This window comes from Synechococcus sp. Tobar12-5m-g (genome assembly GCF_024345415.1).
Lineage (GTDB): Bacteria > Cyanobacteriota > Cyanobacteriia > PCC-6307 > Cyanobiaceae > Regnicoccus.
Genome location: NZ_JAGQBB010000001.1, coordinates 304,420 through 317,648 on the forward strand (window position 1 = coordinate 304,420; position 13,229 = coordinate 317,648).

Consider the following 13,229-nt stretch of genomic DNA (forward strand, 5'->3'; position numbering starts at 1 on the left):
TTCGGCAGTGACTTCCGCGACATTCTGAACCGCGGCAACGCCGAAGTGGCCGAGCGGCAGCTGCCCGTCGTGGGCAACCACACAGGAACCGGTGAAAAAGGGGAGAAGGCCGAAACCCTCTCCCCATGCTGTGGCGCCACTGGAGAGCCTGAAGAACCCCATCCAATTGATGGGGAGGCAGTACTCAGTAGTCGAAGTCGCCGCCCATGCCGCCGCCGCCGGCGGGAGCTGCTTCCTTCTTCTCGGGCAGATCAGCCACGATGCACTCGGTGGTGAGCACCATGCCGGCGATCGAGGCAGCGTTCTGAAGCCCCGAACGGGTCACCTTGGCGGGGTCAACAATGCCGGCGGCCAGCATGTCGACATACTCGCCGGTGGCGGCGTTGTAGCCCTCGTTGAAGGGCATGCCCTTGACGTGCTCAGCCACGACAGCGCCATTGACCCCGGCGTTCTGGGCGATCCGCATCAGGGGAGCACTCAGGGCGGAGGCGACAATGCCAGCGCCGATCAGCTCCTCACCGGAGAGATTGGCGGCTGCCCACTCCTCCAGAGCCGGAGCCAGGTGGGCCAGGGTGGTGCCGCCACCAGGGACGATGCCTTCCTCAACGGCCGCCTTGGTGGCGTTGATGGCATCTTCCAGGCGCAGCTTCTTGTCCTTCATCTCGGTCTCGGTGGCGGCGCCCACCTTGACCACGGCCACACCGCCGCTCAGTTTGGCCAGGCGTTCCTGGAGCTTCTCCTTGTCGTAGGTGGAATCGGTCTCGTCGATCTGCTTGCGGATCTGCTCGACCCGGGCCTTGACCGCCACCTCGTTGCCATCGGCCACGATCGTGGTTGTGTCCTTGTTGATGGTGATGCGACGGGCGGTGCCCAGCATCTCCAGCTTGGTGTTCTCCAGCTTGAGGCCGGCGTCCTCGGTGATCAGCTGACCGTTGGTGAGAACGGCGATGTCTTCGAGCATGGCCTTGCGGCGATCACCGAAGCCGGGAGCCTTGACGGCGGCCACATTGAGCACGCCGCGCAGACGGTTCACCACCAGGGTGGCGAGGGCTTCCTTCTCGATGTCCTCGGCGATGATCAGCAGGGGCTTGCCGGTGCGGGCGATCTGCTCGAGCACAGGCACCAGGTCCTGCACCAGGCCGATCTTCTTGTCGGTGAGCAGGATGTAGGGCTCCTCGAGGATGGCTTCCATCCGCTCGGTGTCGGTGGCGAAGTAGGGCGAGATGTAGCCCTTGTCGAAGCGCATGCCCTCGGTGACCTCCAGTTCGGTGGTCATCGACTTCCCTTCTTCCAGGGAGATCACGCCCTCCTTGCCCACCTTGTCCATCGCGTCGGCGATCATGCGGCCGACTTCCTCGTCGTTGCCGGCGGAGATGGTGCCCACCTGGGCGATGGCGTTGCTGTCGGAGATCGGCTTGGCGTGCTCCTTGATCTTGCCGACCAGGAACTCTGAGGCCTTGTCGATGCCTTTCTTGAGGGTGATGGCGTTGGCGCCGGCGGCCACGTTGCGCAGACCCGCCTTCACCATGGCGTGGGCCAGGACGGTGGCGGTGGTGGTGCCGTCACCGGCGGCATCGTTGGTTTTGCTGGCGGCCTGACGGATCAGGGCGACACCGGTGTTCTCGATGTGATCCTCGAGCTCGATCTCCTTGGCGATCGTGACACCGTCGTTGATGATCTGGGGAGCACCGAACTTCTTCTCGAGCACCACGTTGCGGCCCTTGGGGCCGAGGGTGACAGCAACGGCTTCGGCCAGGATGTCGATGCCTTTTTCGAGGGCCCGACGGGCGTTCTCGTTATAGATGATGCGTTTGGCCATGGGAATCAATCTCTAGGGGGGTGTTTGGACTGAAGCGTCGACAGGCGAAGCAAACCGATCGATGGTCAGTTGACGATCGCCAGAATGTCCTTCTCCGAAAGCAGCACGAAATCGTTGCCGCCCAGTTTGATGTCAGTGCCGGCGTACTTGCTGTAGAGAACTTGGTCACCCACGCTCACTTCGGGAGATTGGCGGGTGCCGTCGTCGTTCCGCTTGCCAGGACCGACCTGAACCACTTCACCAACCTGGGGCTTTTCCTGGGCGGTGTCGGGAAGCAGGATCCCGCCGGCGGTTTTTTCGTCGGAGTCGGAAACTTTGACAAAAACGCGATCCCCGAGGGGTTTGACCGTGGAGACGGTGAGAGAAACAGCAGCCATGATTCGATGCGACAACGACAGGCATGGCGCCGATGACGCCATGGGAACGGTCGAGTTGGCACTCGGGTCCGTCGAGTGCCAACCTATGGCAGCCAAGGGTTGCCCGGCAATCGGCACCGGGGGCGGTTGACCGAACAACGGCCCCTCCAGGGGCCATGGCGCTCCCCCCTCTCCCCGGCGCGGTGGTAAGTTGGCCGCGCTTTCGGTGGGTGTGCGGCCCGCTGTGCGAATCCCATCCTTTCCTATGGCTGCTGCTGCTCCCGTCAACACCGTCATCAAGGGCGTTGTGCGCCAGGTGATCGGTCCCGTGCTGGACGTGGAATTTCCGGCCGGCAAACTGCCCCGGATCTTCAATGCCTTGCGCATTGAGGGTCGTAACGCCGCCGGCCAGGACATCGCCCTGACCGCCGAGGTTCAACAGTTGCTTGGCGACCACCGGGTGCGGGCGATCGCGATGAGCACCACCGACGGGGTTGTGCGGGGCATGGAAGCCCTCGACACCGGTGCCCCGATCTGCGTCCCCGTGGGAGAAGCCACCCTCGGCCGCATCTTCAACGTGCTGGGCGAGCCCGTCGATGAACTCGGCCCCGTCACCTCCAACCTCACCGCCTCGATCCACCGGGAGGCCCCGAAGCTCACCGAGCTGGAAACCAAGCCCAAGGTGTTCGAAACCGGCATCAAGGTGATCGATCTGCTCGCCCCCTATCGCCAGGGCGGCAAGGTGGGCCTGTTCGGTGGTGCCGGTGTGGGCAAGACCGTGCTGATCCAGGAGCTGATCAACAACATCGCCAAGGAGCACGGCGGTGTGTCGGTGTTCGGTGGCGTCGGAGAACGCACCCGTGAGGGCAACGACCTCTACGAAGAGTTCAAGGAATCCGGGGTGATCAACTCCGAAGACCTCACAAAATCGAAGGTGGCCCTCTGCTTCGGCCAGATGAACGAGCCCCCCGGTGCCCGCATGCGGGTGGGCCTCTCAGCTCTGACCATGGCGGAGCACTTCCGCGATGTGAACAACCAGGACGTCCTGCTGTTCATCGACAACATCTTCCGTTTCGTGCAGGCGGGCTCGGAAGTGAGCGCCCTGCTCGGCCGCATGCCATCCGCGGTGGGCTACCAACCCACCCTCGGCACCGATGTGGGTGAACTGCAGGAGCGGATCACCTCCACCCTGGAAGGCTCGATCACCTCGATTCAGGCGGTCTACGTGCCCGCCGACGACCTCACCGATCCCGCCCCGGCGACCACCTTCGCCCACCTCGACGCCACCACGGTGCTCAGCCGTGGCCTGGCCTCGAAGGGCATCTACCCTGCTGTGGATCCCCTCGATTCCACGAGCACGATGCTCCAGCCGGCTGTGGTCGGCGACGACCACTACCGCACAGCCCGGGCAGTGCAATCCACCCTTCAGCGCTACAAGGAGCTTCAGGACATCATCGCCATTCTTGGCCTCGATGAACTGTCCGAAGACGACCGACGCACGGTGGATCGGGCCCGCAAGATCGAGAAGTTCCTCTCCCAACCCTTTTTCGTCGCTGAGATCTTCACTGGCATGTCCGGCAAGTACGTGAAGCTGGAGGAAACGATCAAGGGCTTCAACATGATTCTGGCCGGTGAGCTCGATGAGCTTCCCGAGGCCGCCTTCTATCTGGTCGGCACGATCGATGAAGTCAAGGCGAAAGCCGAAAAACTCAGCGCCGAAGCCAAAGCCTGATCCCCTTCCCGTTTCCGTCTTGCTTTCTGAGGATCCACGCCGATGACACTCAACCTGCGCGTTCTGGCTCCCGCTCAGAGCGTTTTCGATGGCAGCGCCGACGAGGTGATCCTGCCGAGCACCACCGGCCAGCTGGGCATCCTTCCCGGCCACATTTCCCTTCTCACCGCCCTTGACGTCGGCGTCATGCGCCTCCGCACGGGCAAGGATTGGGCCTCGATCGCTCTGATGGGGGGATTCGCCGAGATTCAGGCCGATCAGGTCACCGTCCTGGTGAACACCGCCGAGCTGGGCTCCAGCATCGAACCCAGCCAGGCGGAGCAGGCCGTCGAGGCCGCCCAACTGGTGGCGGCCGGCTTCGAGGGTCAACCATCGAGCACGGGCAAACTCAAAGCCCAGCAGGCCCTGGCCCGGGCCCGGGCCCGCTTGCAGGCCTCAAAAGCCAGCTGAGCGGAGCTGACTGACTGGCGGGTTCGGCTGAATGAGCAGCTGGTGGCAAAAAAAAGCGTCCAGAGGGACGCTTTTCGCTTGAGGTTTGTTTTCAGGAAACCAACGGATCCCCGGCAGTCCCGCAGACTCAGGCGGTACCGCAGAAGGTCACGTCGGGGAACTTGAGCTTGGCCTCATCCAACGACTTGCCCTTGCCTTCCTCCTGCCAGTAGTTGATCACCTCGGTGGCTTTGTTGAGAATCTCGACGCGCTCGTTGTCGGTGATCCAGGATTTGGCTTCCAGTTCGCCCTTCATCGTTTCCCAGGCGTCTTCGCGGGGCCAGAAGAAGTAGGAGGTGAGGGGGCTGGGACCACCGCCGACGATCTGATCGACGGCCAGCGCAACGTTGTCGGGAAGCCAGAGAATCTTGAGGAGGAATCGACCCTCGTCGGCTTTGGGGGTATGGCCGGAGGGAACACCGTCTTCATCGACCGTGGCCGTGGCCAGGGCGGCGCTGGCCCCCCGCAGGGCCGGGCGCCCCTTGGTGATGCCTTCCTCCAGGTCGAGCGCGGCACCGGGGACATGCCTGGCCTCCACGGGGACGATCCTTCGGGTCAGACCGCGATCGGGGCTGGCCACCTCCGCGGAGGGGGTGGCCGCCGAGTCGAAGTCGGGAGCGGCACTGTCAGTGGCCGTCATGGGTTCGGCGCTCAAGGCATAAAATCAAACAACAAACCTATCAGCCGCCGCTTCAGGCCCTGAGCACCATCCTGAGCATCGACCCGAGCATCCAGGCCGTTCTGCTCTTCGACATCGATGGGGTGATACGGGATGTGGGCGGCAGTTACCGCCGCGCCCTGCGTGAAACGGTTCACCATTACAGCGGCTGGCGGCCGCGACCCGATCTGATCGATGCCCTCAAGAGCGAGGGTCACTGGAACAACGACTGGCAGGCCGCCCAGGAGTTGCTGCGGCGACGGGGCCAGAGCCCCTTGCCGAAGTACGACGACCTCGTCGGCGTGTTCAGCCGCTTTTACTTCGGTGGAGATCCGTATGGGGATCCGGCCTGTTGGCGTGGCTTCATCCGGGATGAGCCCCTGCTGGTCGAGGCTGACTTCTTCGCCCGCTTGAGCGAGGCCGGGATCTCCTGGGGCTTCGTGAGCGGCGCCGAGCCCAGTTCGGCGCGCTACGTCCTGAGCCAGCGGCTCGCTCTGGTGGATCCGCCGCTGCTCGCCATGGGGGAGGCCCCCGACAAACCCGACCCCACCGGCCTGGTGCAGCTGGCCGAAACCCTGGCCGGCCAGGCCCTGGGCCCGGGGGCTCCCCCCGTGGCCTATCTGGGTGACACCGTGGCCGATGTGCTGACCGTGCGCAATGCCCGCCGCGAACGGCCCGGCCAGCGCCTGATCAGCCTGGCGGTGGCCCCGCCCCATCTCCACGCCCCTGGCCTGGCCAAGCAACGCTCCAGCTATGAGGCCGCCTTGCTGGAGGCCGGGGCCGATCGGCTGATCCCCCGCATGGCGGCTCTCCAGCCCGATCTGGTGCTCGCCTGGCTGGGGGGCGGCCCCACCGGCTGAGATTCAGCGCTGCATTGCCGCCACGCTCTTGAGAGCGGCGGCCGTGAGCACCTCATGGCCCTGCTCGGTCACGGCGACGTCGTCTTCGATCCGAATGCCGATGCCCTTCCAGCGCTCCTCGATCGCCGGCTGGCCCTGGGGCGGAGGCAGGCGGTCGCTCACATAGAGGCCCGGCTCCACCGTGAGCACCATGCCGGCCTCCAGCGGCACCGGATGCTCGCCAAGGCGGTAGGCCCCCACATCGTGCACATCCAGCCCTAGCCAGTGGCCGGTGCGGTGCATGTAGAGGTGGCGGTAGGCCCCCTGCTCGATCAACCCGTCCACCTCCCCCGCCAGCAGGCCCAGGTCCACCAGCCCTGCCACCAGCACCCCCAGGGCAGCCCCATGGACCTGCTCGGCATCGGCACCGGGGCGCACTTCGGCAATCGCCGCCTCCTGGGCAGCGAGCACCAGCTCGTAGAGGGCCCCCTGCTCAGCGCTGAAGCGACCGTTGATCGGAAAGGTGCGGGTGATGTCGCCGTTGTAGTAGTCGCTCAGGCTGCAGCCGGCATCGATGAGCAGCAGGTCGCCAGCTTCGAGCAGGGCGTTGTTGCTGGTGTAATGCAGCACGCAGGCGTTGTCGCCGCCAGCCACGATCGAGCCATAGGCAGGACCCCGCGCCCCCTGCTCCATGAAATGCCGCTCAATGGCCGCCTGCACCTGGCGTTCGTTCAGGCCTGGACGCGCCACCTGGCGGGCCAGTTCATGGGCTTCCGCCGAAATCCTGCCGGCCAGGCGCATCCGCTCCAGCTCATCGGCGGATTTACGCAGCCTCAGCTCATGCAGCAGGGGGCAGGGGGCCACCAGGCCAAGGGCAGCATGACCGCTGCGGGGGGCGCGATCCAGCTGGGCTGCCCAGGCCGCCAGCACCAGCGGTTCGACCGCCGGATGGCGGTCCACCCGAAAGGCGATGCCCTCGGCGCCCTTGAGATAGTCGCCGAGGCGCTCTGCCAATTCGGCACGGGGATGGGCCAGATCGGCGCCAAAGCGCTCCACGGCCCCCTCGCATCCCCAGCGGAAGCCGTTCCACACCTCGGCGGTGGGGTCCTTCGGCTCCACGAACAACACGAAGGGGTTGTCGGGCCGGTGGGGCAGGAACAGGGCCACCGCACCGGGCTCATCGAAACCGGTGAGATACCAGAAATCACTCTGCTGACGAAACGGGTGCTCCACATCGGCGTGGTGGGTGACCAGTGGGGCCGCCGGGATCACCGCCGCCACGCCGCCGAGCCGCTCCAGAAAGGTGGTGCGGCGTCGGCTGAACTCGGCGGCGGAGATCCCCATGGAGAGAAGGTCGGAACAGCGCGAAGATGGCACAACCGATAGCATGAAGGGATTGGCAATCAGCGTGGGACGACGACGGTCGGGGCAGGGGCTGGCTGCGGCGACGTTTCGGACATGAACGGACTGGTCGGGCTGGCCGCACTGGTCGTCTTCATTTTGGTGGGTTCGGCGGTCTGCTCCGGCGTCGAGGCCGCCATGCTGACGGTGAACCCGCTGCGGGTCCATGAGCTGGCCAGCCGGCCCAGGCCGGTGCGCGGTGCCCTGGCCCTGCTGTCCCTCAAGAACCGGATGGGACGGGCCCTTGCCGTGCTGGTCATCCTCAACAACGGCTTCAACATCTTCGGCAGCCTGATGCTGGGCAGCTATGCCGGCTGGGTGTTCGCCTCCCAGGGAATCGACCGCATCGCCTTGCCCCTGTTCTCGGTCGGACTCACCGTGTTGGTGATCCTGCTGGGCGAAATCCTGCCCAAGGCGATCGGCAGCCGCATGGCCCTGCCGATCGCCTTGGGCAGCGCCGCCACTGTCGGCGTCGTGCTGAAGCTGATGCTGCCCCTGGTGCTGGTGCTGGAGCGACTGATGCCGGCGATCACCGCCGAGAGTGAACTCACCACCGATGAAGAAGAGATTCGCCTGCTGGCCAGGCTCGGCTCCCGCACCGGCCAGATCGAGGCCGATGAGGCCGCGATGATCGGCAAGGTGTTCCAGCTCAATGACCTGACGGCCCGGGACCTGATGGTGCCGAGGGTCTCCGCTCCCACCCTCTCCGCCCTGGCCCACCTCGAGAGCGTCCGCGAGCAGTTGCTGGCCAACACCACCGGCTGGTGGGTGGTGCTCGGTGAGGAGGTGGACGAGGTGCTGGGGGTGGCGAGCCGCGAGAGCCTGCTGGCTGCCCTTGTGGAGGGCCGGGGCGAGGCCACGGCCCTCAGCCTGACCATTCCGGTGGACTACGTCCCGGAGATGATCCGGGCCGACCGGCTGCTCACCGCCTTCCGACGCAACAGCCATTCGGTACGCGTTGTCGTCGATGAGCACGGCGGCTTTGTCGGGGTGATCGGCGCCGATGCCGTGCTGGCTGTGCTGGCCGGCTGGTGGCGTCGGCCCCAGCCGGCCCCGGACCCGATGCCATGAGCCGCTCCCCCGCCATCCCGGACACCATCACCCGCTGCGAGCAACTGCTCGATCGCTGGCGTGCTCGCCTCGGGATGACCGCCCGGGAGCAGTCCGTGCTCGCACCAGAGCTGGCCGCCCTGGACCGTCAACTGCAGCGCCTGGCCTGGCGCCATCTGCACGTGGCGGTGTTCGGCCGGGTGGGGGTGGGAAAATCCAGCCTGCTCAACGCCCTGCTGGGTCAGCCCCGCTTCGCCACCGACCTGGCCCACGGCTGCACCCGGCTCCAGCAGCACGAACCGTGGAATCCATTGATCGATGGGCTGGCCAGGGTGGATCTGATCGACACCCCGGGCATTGATGAAGTGGCCGCACCAGCCCGCCAACGCCTGGCGGCCCGGGTGGCGCTGGGGGCCGATCTGGTGCTGTTCGTGCTCGATGGCGACCTCACCCAGCCGGAGGCCGACGCGCTGGAGCAGATGCTGCGCCTCGGCAAACCCCTGCTGCTGGTTGTGAACCGGATCGACTGCTGGCCCGCCGCCGAGCGGGACTCCCTGCTGGCCAGCATCCGCCGCCGCCTGCCCGAGCTTGGCCGCGACCTGGAGCTGGTGGCGGTTTCGGCGGCACCGCGGCTGGCGAAGCTCCTGGCCGGTGGCCGCGTCCGCAGCGAACCGGCGCCAGCGGCGATCGAACCCCTGCGCGAACGGCTGCTGGCGCTCCTGGCGGGCCACGGTTCGCTGCTGCTCGCCCTCAACAGCCTGCGGGCCGGGGATCGCTTCAACCAGCGGCTGCAGGACTGGCGGCTGCGCCATCACCGCAGGGAGGCCCAGAGCCTGATCGGCCGCTTTGCCGCCCTCAAGGCCACCGGCGTGGCTGCCAACCCCCTGCTGCTGCTGGATCTGGCTGGATCGATGGCCGTGGACACGGCCTTGATCGTGCAGTTGTGCCGGCTCTACGGGCTGACGGTCAACGGGGCCCAGGCCCGCCGGTTGCTGGGCCGCCTCTCCGGCCACGGCGCCCTGCTGGGCGGGGCCCAGCTCGGCATCCAGCTGCTGCTGGGCAGCCTTCGCCAGGTGCTCGTGCTGGCGGCCCCGCTCAGCGGCGGCCTCTCCCTGGCACCAGCAGCGCCCGTCGCCCTGGCCCAGGCGGCCCTGGCTGTCCACACCACACGCCGCACCGGCCAGTTGGCGGCTGCGGAACTGCAGCAGGGCGCCCGCCGGGGCCCCGGCGGCCCCGGCGGAATGCTGCGGCGCCTGGCCGCCCAGGATCCCCAGGTGCGCCAGTGGCTGCTGCACGGGCCATGAACGATCCGGCAAGGGCGGAACTGGCCCTGTTCGGCACCAGCGCCGATCCCCCGACCCTGGGCCATCGCGCCCTGCTGACGGGCCTCGCCGCCCATTACCCCCGGGTGCGCACCTGGGCCAGCGACAACCCCTTCAAGCAGCACGGGGCACCGCTAGAGGTTCGCTCGGCCCTGCTGCAGGCCGTCGTCGATGGGCTGGCCAACCCCAGGCTCCGGCTGGCCCAGGAGCTGAGCAGCCCCAGGGCGCTCGACACCCTGGAGCGGGCCCGGGCGCACTGGCCGGAAGCCCCGCTGGTGTTTGTGGTGGGGAGCGATCTGCTGCCCCAGATCCACCGCTGGTTCGCCGTGGAGACCATCCTCGGACTGTGCCGGCTGGCGGTGGTCCCGCGCCTCGGCTGGCCCATCGCATCGACCGACCTCGATGCCCTGCGGCAGCGGGGAGCCCAGGTGGACCTGGTCCCCTTGCGGATTCCCGCCACCGCCAGTTCCGAGATCCGGCTCCATCCCGATCCCGAGCTGGTGCCCGTGGAGCTGTGGCCCATGCTGCAGGAGCGCCATCTGTATGGGTTCGAGCCCGTCGAGTCCAGCCTGGTCCAGCCGCCGCCCCACCGCCGCCCCCTGCGCTGATGCGGATCGCCCTGGCCCAGACCAATCCGCTGATCGGCGATCTGCGCGGCAATGCGGCCCTGCTGCTCACCTGCAGCCAGCAAGCGGCGGCCGCCGGCGCTGATCTGGTGGTGAGTCCCGAGCTTTCCCTCTGGGGCTACCCCCCCCGGGACCTGCTGCTGCGGCCCGCCCTGCTGCAGGGGCAGGGCCAGGTCCTGGCGGAGTTGGCCACCACCCTCCCCCCGGGCCTGGCGCTGCTGGTGGGGGTGGCCGAGCCCGTGATCGGCGAACGGCTGCCGGCCCTGCACAACGCCGTGGCCCTGGTCGAGCAGGGGGCCTGGCGCATCGTCGCCCGCAAGCGGCTTCTCCCCAGCTACGACGTCTTCGACGAGCGGCGTTACTTCCGGCCCGCCGATCAACCCTGCCTGCTGGAGCTGGAGCGGCAGGGGCGTCGCTGGGCGATCGGCCTCACGATCTGCGAAGACCTCTGGGTGGAAGAAGAGGTGCTGGGCCATCGACTGGCGGGCGCCGATCCGATCGCCGAGCTGCTGCCGCACCACCCCGATCTGCTGCTCAACCTCTCCGCCTCGCCCTTCGTGCAGGGCAAGCCTGCGCTGCGGCGACGCCTGGCCACGGCGGCGGCGGCGCGGCTGGGCTGCCCGGTGGTCTACGTCAACCAGGTGGGGGGCAACGATGAACTGGTTTTTGATGGTGCCAGCTTCGTGATCGATGCGGCCGGGCGAATCCTGCTGCAGCTCCCCTGCGCCAGAGTGGACCTGGCGATCTGGCCGGTGCCCGGCACGGCCGCGGCGCCTCCTACCCTGCCTGATCCGTCGCCGGAACCAGCGCCCCTCGAGCAGCTGTTCCGCGTGCTGGTGCTCGGCGTGACCGACTATGCCCGCAAGTGCGGCTTCGAGCGGGCCTTGCTGGGGCTCAGCGGTGGGATCGATTCGGCCCTTGTGGCGGTGATCGCCGCAGCGGCGCTGGGGGGAGAGCAGGTCACCGCCCTGCTGATGCCCTCCCCCTACAGCTCGGCGGGATCCCGCAGCGATGCCTCCGCCCTGGCCGGCCGCCTGGGCCTCCCACATCACACGGTGGCGATCGCCAGCCTGATGGAGGCCTTCGATCAGGCCCTGCTGGGCCCGATCGAAGGCCCGCCGGATGGCCTGAGTGCCGAGAACCTGCAGTCCCGCATCCGGGGCACCCTGCTGATGGCCGTGGCGAATCAGCAGGGTCAGCTCTTGCTCTCGACCGGCAACAAATCGGAGCTGGCGGTGGGGTACTGCACCCTCTACGGCGACATGAACGGCGGCCTGGCCGTGATCGGTGATCTCTACAAGACCACGGTCTTCCGGCTCTGCGCCTGGCTCGACTCGGAGGCGGCCGTTTCCTGCCGCAAGAGCTACGGCCTGCCGAGCGAGGGTGAACTGATCGGCAGCGCGATCCGTGACAAACCACCGAGCGCCGAATTGCGCCCCGATCAGCGGGATTCCGATTCCCTCCCCGACTACGACGAGCTCGATCCGATTCTGAGGGCCTTCATCGAAGACCTGCGCGTTCCGGAGGAGCTGGTCGCCGCCGGAACCGAGGCGACCCTGGCCCATCGGGTGCACCACTTGTTGCGCCGGGCTGAATTCAAGCGGCGGCAGGCAGCACCGCTGCTCAAGGTGAGCGGCCGCGCCTTCGGCACGGGCTGGCGCATGCCGATCGCCGCTGGGCCGCCCTGAAGGCGGCCTGGCAGGGTTTCCCGATCAAACCCCTGCAGTTGGACCCGATGCCCGCCAATCTGGGAACAGCTTCTGAGTTGCATGGCAGCCAATGGCCCGGCGGCGCCGATCGCGAGCATCGGCGTTCCCACCGAGATCAAGCGGGATGAACAGCGGGTGGCGCTCACCCCGGATGGGGTCAGGGAGCTGGTATCCAACGGGCTTGAAGTCCGGGTTCAAGCCGGCGCAGGGGCGGGGGCGGGCATCACCGACGCGAGCTACGCCGAGGCCGGCGCCCGCCTGGTGAGCCGTGATGAGGCCTGGGCTGCCCACCTGGTGGTGAAGGTCAAGGAACCCCAGCAGGAGGAGTTCGGCTTCCTCCGCGATGATCTCGTCCTGTTCACCTATCTCCACCTGGCCGCCTATCCGGAGGTGGGCCGGGCCCTGCTGGAGGCCGGCACCACCGGGGTGGCCTACGAAACGGTTCAACTCGACAACGGCCAACTTCCCCTGCTCGCCCCGATGAGCGAGATCGCCGGACGGCTCGCGGCCCAGGTGGGAGCCCATCTGCTCGAGAAGCCCCATGGCGGTCGGGGTGTGCTGATCGGTGGCTGCACTGGCGTGCGGCCCGCCAGGGTGGTGGTGCTGGGGGCCGGCACCGTGGGCTGGAACGCGGCGCGGCTGGCGGCCGCCATGGACGCCGAGGTGCTGCTGCTGGATCACACACCCCAGCGGCTGCGGAACCTCGAATCGGATCGCCGTGGTCGTTTGGTCAGCCTGGTGAGCAGCCAGGGGCTGATCGAGCGGCTGGTGCCCACAGCCGATCTGCTGATCGGGGCGGTGCTCACCCCTGGTGGCCGGGCGCCGACCCTGGTGGACGAGGGGCTCGTACAACGGATGAAGCCGGGCTCGGTGATCGTTGATGTGGCGATCGACCAGGGCGGCTGCATCGCCACAAGCCGTGAAACCACCCATACCGATCCGGTCGTCACCATCCACGGGGTGCAGCACTACGCCGTCGGCAACATGCCCGGTGCCGTACCGTTCACCTCCACCGAAGCCCTGGTGAGCGTCACCCTCCCCTACATCGTGGGGATTGCCGGCCGGGGGCTGCTGGAGGCCGTCACGGAACGGCCCGAGTTGCTCTCCGGGCTCAACACGGTTGATGGGGCCGTCTGCCACCCGGGCGTGGCCAAGGCCCTGGGGGTGCCGACCCGCCATCCGATGGCCTGCCTGCGCTGAGCACCAGAGGCACACCACCCCACCGGGG

Annotated in this window: 12 protein-coding genes; 8 read left to right on the forward strand and 4 right to left on the reverse strand. The window is 67.5% G+C overall.

Features of this window, described 5'->3' with window-relative positions; all coding sequences use genetic code 11:
- Nucleotides 1–184: 184 nt before the first annotated feature.
- Both groL and groES read right to left on the reverse strand, forming a co-directional pair.
- Nucleotides 185–1,819, reverse strand: coding sequence for a chaperonin GroEL (gene groL / locus KBY66_RS01480; RefSeq protein ID WP_255087327.1), 1,635 nt, complete (start codon nucleotides 1,817–1,819; stop codon nucleotides 185–187).
- 65 nt (nucleotides 1,820–1,884) lie between these two features.
- Nucleotides 1,885–2,196, reverse strand: coding sequence for a co-chaperone GroES (gene groES, locus KBY66_RS01485; protein ID WP_255087417.1), 312 nt, complete (start codon nucleotides 2,194–2,196; stop codon nucleotides 1,885–1,887).
- A 244-nt stretch (nucleotides 2,197–2,440) separates the two neighbouring features.
- Between groES and atpD the strand changes: the two genes are divergently transcribed.
- Both atpD and atpC read left to right on the forward strand, forming a co-directional pair.
- Nucleotides 2,441–3,907 carry a F0F1 ATP synthase subunit beta gene (gene atpD, locus KBY66_RS01490; RefSeq protein ID WP_255087328.1) on the forward strand — a complete coding sequence of 489 codons (1,467 nt, stop codon included), beginning with the start codon at nucleotides 2,441–2,443 and terminating at the stop codon, nucleotides 3,905–3,907.
- A 42-nt stretch (nucleotides 3,908–3,949) separates the two neighbouring features.
- Nucleotides 3,950–4,357 carry an ATP synthase F1 subunit epsilon gene (gene atpC, locus KBY66_RS01495; RefSeq protein ID WP_255087329.1) on the forward strand — a complete coding sequence of 136 codons (408 nt, stop codon included), beginning with the start codon at nucleotides 3,950–3,952 and terminating at the stop codon, nucleotides 4,355–4,357.
- 127 nt (nucleotides 4,358–4,484) lie between these two features.
- Here atpC and KBY66_RS01500 read toward each other — a convergent pair whose 3' ends face one another.
- A complete protein-coding gene (locus tag KBY66_RS01500; RefSeq protein ID WP_255087330.1) occupies nucleotides 4,485–5,036 on the reverse strand; it encodes a 30S ribosomal protein PSRP-3 in 552 nt (183 codons plus the stop codon).
- Nucleotides 5,037–5,158: 122 nt separating this feature from the next.
- On the opposite strand from KBY66_RS01500, the gene KBY66_RS01505 reads away from it, so the two are divergent.
- Complete coding sequence (locus KBY66_RS01505) at nucleotides 5,159–5,914, forward strand: TIGR01548 family HAD-type hydrolase (protein ID WP_255087331.1); 756 nt, start codon at nucleotides 5,159–5,161, stop codon at nucleotides 5,912–5,914.
- Between the two features lie 3 nt (nucleotides 5,915–5,917).
- Here the strand turns inward: KBY66_RS01505 and KBY66_RS01510 are convergent, their stop codons facing one another.
- A complete protein-coding gene (locus tag KBY66_RS01510) occupies nucleotides 5,918–7,237 on the reverse strand; it encodes an aminopeptidase P N-terminal domain-containing protein (protein ID WP_255087332.1) in 1,320 nt (439 codons plus the stop codon).
- A 114-nt stretch (nucleotides 7,238–7,351) separates the two neighbouring features.
- On the opposite strand from KBY66_RS01510, the gene KBY66_RS01515 reads away from it, so the two are divergent.
- The 5 genes from KBY66_RS01515 (at nucleotide 7,352) to ald (ending at nucleotide 13,201) form a co-directional block, all read left to right on the forward strand.
- The gene (locus tag KBY66_RS01515; RefSeq protein WP_255087333.1) at nucleotides 7,352–8,365 is read left to right on the forward strand and encodes a CNNM domain-containing protein; all 1,014 of its coding nucleotides are present in this window, start codon (nucleotides 7,352–7,354) and stop codon (nucleotides 8,363–8,365) included.
- A complete protein-coding gene (locus KBY66_RS01520) occupies nucleotides 8,362–9,648 on the forward strand; it encodes a DUF697 domain-containing protein (RefSeq protein ID WP_255087334.1) in 1,287 nt (428 codons plus the stop codon). The genes KBY66_RS01515 and KBY66_RS01520 overlap by 4 nt, the downstream gene beginning before the upstream one ends.
- Complete coding sequence (locus KBY66_RS01525) at nucleotides 9,645–10,274, forward strand: nicotinate-nucleotide adenylyltransferase (protein ID WP_255087335.1); 630 nt, start codon at nucleotides 9,645–9,647, stop codon at nucleotides 10,272–10,274. The genes KBY66_RS01520 and KBY66_RS01525 overlap by 4 nt, the downstream gene beginning before the upstream one ends.
- The gene (locus KBY66_RS01530) at nucleotides 10,274–11,980 is read left to right on the forward strand and encodes an NAD+ synthase (protein WP_255087336.1); all 1,707 of its coding nucleotides are present in this window, start codon (nucleotides 10,274–10,276) and stop codon (nucleotides 11,978–11,980) included. Before KBY66_RS01525 ends, KBY66_RS01530 begins: the two co-directional genes overlap by 1 nt.
- Before the next feature lie 81 nt (nucleotides 11,981–12,061).
- Nucleotides 12,062–13,201: an alanine dehydrogenase gene (ald, locus tag KBY66_RS01535; protein ID WP_255087337.1), complete on the forward strand. Its 1,140-nt coding sequence runs from the start codon at nucleotides 12,062–12,064 to the stop codon at nucleotides 13,199–13,201.
- Nucleotides 13,202–13,229: the final 28 nt, after the last annotated feature.